At 39.3% G+C, this 2,032-nt stretch carries 2 protein-coding genes; both read right to left on the bottom strand.

Annotated elements, in window-relative coordinates:
• Nucleotides 1–480 precede the first annotated feature (480 nt).
• Nucleotides 481–1,152 (bottom strand): response regulator transcription factor, encoded by a 672-nt coding sequence (locus ACM0OX_RS35490; protein WP_414519880.1) that lies wholly within the window; start codon nucleotides 1,150–1,152, stop codon nucleotides 481–483.
• 168 nt (nucleotides 1,153–1,320) lie between these two features.
• The gene (locus ACM0OX_RS35485; RefSeq protein ID WP_414519878.1) at nucleotides 1,321–1,608 is read right to left on the bottom strand and encodes a Mo-dependent nitrogenase C-terminal domain-containing protein; all 288 of its coding nucleotides are present in this window, start codon (nucleotides 1,606–1,608) and stop codon (nucleotides 1,321–1,323) included.
• Between the last annotated feature and the right edge of the window lie 424 nt (nucleotides 1,609–2,032).

The raw sequence follows: 2,032 nt of genomic DNA, 5'->3' as shown, positions 1-2,032 counted from the left end.
CATGACCTTTGTGAAGGTTGGCAGCTTGCAAAAGAGACTTAACGGGAAAAGTCAGCTCAATAGACCTCTTGCAAAAATATATTTTTGCACTCTTAGGGAAAAGGGAAAAGGTTAAAGGGAAAGGATTTTGAGTTTTTTTCCCCTTTTCCCCTTCCCCTTTACCCCGACTTTTGCAAGAAGTCTAATGAGAATTGCTGATGCCCAATGCTAGGGTGTTGACTTTGATGAGATTTACCCATTTTTTATTCATACAGTTTTGGTGTCATCATCGGTGAACCAAATTTGCAGGAGTAATGAGTAATGAGTAATGAGTAATGAGTAATGAGTAAATATCCATTACTTATTACTCATTACTGAAAGAACGCGAAAAATAACTTTTCCCACTGCAAATTTTACTCCAGCCTTGGATTGGAAAGGATTGTGCATGAATTTTTAACCCCTGAAAAGTTACAAAATCAACACCCTAGCCCAATGCCCAATTCAATCACGTAATGTGTAGCCAAGACCGATCACAGTTTGAATGAGACATTTTTCGTTATTGGCTTCAAGTTTCAGGCGCAGGTAGTTAATGTAAGGTTCAATGATGTTGGCATCGCCCATAAAGTCATAACCCCAGACTTCCTCTAAAATGCGATCGCAGCTAATTATCTGTCGCGGATGGGCGAGTAAATATTCTAGTAAATCAAATTCTTTAGTAGTTAACTCAATTAACCGCCGATCTCGATACACTTCCCGCGTGCGACGATTTAAACTCAGGTCTTCAAATTCTAAAACATCTGCGTATGCTTGGTTGCTTCTTCGTAGGTGAGCGCTGACTCTGGCTAATAATTCATCAACACTGAAGGGTTTAACGAGGTAATCATCAGCACCAGCATCTAAACCTGCAATGCGATCGCTCACTTCATCTTTGACGGTTAATAAGATTATCGGCACTTTCTCAGCTATATTCCGCAAGCGGCTGCAAATTTCCGACCCCGACAACCCAGGCAACATCCAGTCTAAAATTACTAAATCCAGATGCAACTCCCTGGCTGCGGTGAGTGCAGTTAATCCATCGTAGGCAATACTGACTTGATAGCCTTCATAATTCAATTCCAACTCGATAAATCGTGCCAGTTTGACCTCATCTTCAATCAGTAAGATGTGCGTCATGATGATCTTAATAATTTCAGCAGGATACGGGAAGCAACAATAGTGCCAGCTACTTAATAGCCAAACATCTAATTAGGTGTACGTTAGCTTAGTATAAACCTGAGTAAGTAACAACCGTAAACCTGCAATTACCGATCGCTGCTCGATGAAGAACAATCCAACTGGCTATCAGCAATAAGCTGTGATATCTTCACCACATTCATCGGCAAGATAACAGAGCGCTCTAAAACGCAAACCAACCACTTCCTCGTATAGAGGATTTAATTTACACATAGGTGGAAGATGAAATAGCTTCCGACCAAACAGTGTGATGTCTCGCTCAAAGGGACACTGAGCAGGAATAGTTTTGCATAAGAAATGAGCCAATTTGGAGTTATGAATTTCTATTGTTTCCAACCACTCGCGGACTGGGTGCAGTAGATCGTTGTGTAAGTGAACTTGAATAAAGCTTGTCATAATTTTTCACCTTGATAATTTCAAACTAGATTGAGTTTTTTGTATTTGAATCTCTATAACTAAATACGGTTAGGTTTTGTAGTTTTATGCACTTATTACTTTTTATTTGGTTCTCTACAGAGGTAGAAAGAGTACTGTTAACTACACATTCAAGTACTACAGTTCCCGATAATTTGTCCTGACTTTTCACTTCATATTGAAAAACCCATCAAAACCTAACCCTCTAATCTTTCCCTAGTAGAGAAGCTCGATTTTTAGGGCAAAAATAGACCTTTTACAAAAATATATTTTTGCTAGAGAGGGAAAAGGGTAAAGGTTAAAGGGAAAGGATTTTGAGTTTCTTTAGGGATTTCCAAGAAATAAATTATTCAATATTGTGGGGTGGGCATCTTGCCATTGGTGTCAAGTTAAGGCATCAGCCCAG

The sequence above is a fragment of the Nostoc sp. PCC 9305 genome, assembly GCF_963920915.1.
Taxonomy (GTDB): domain Bacteria; phylum Cyanobacteriota; class Cyanobacteriia; order Cyanobacteriales; family Nostocaceae; genus Nostoc.
Note: the sequence above shows the minus strand (reverse complement) of the source record. Positions and strands in the feature narration are given on the sequence as shown.

Excerpts from the sequence above, each read along its gene's own strand:
- ACM0OX_RS35490 (WP_414519880.1), bottom strand. The coding sequence starts at position 1,152 with ATGACGCACATCTTACTGATTGAAGATGAGGTCAAACTGGCACGATTT.
- ACM0OX_RS35485 (WP_414519878.1), bottom strand. The coding sequence starts at position 1,608 with ATGACAAGCTTTATTCAAGTTCACTTACACAACGATCTACTGCACCCA.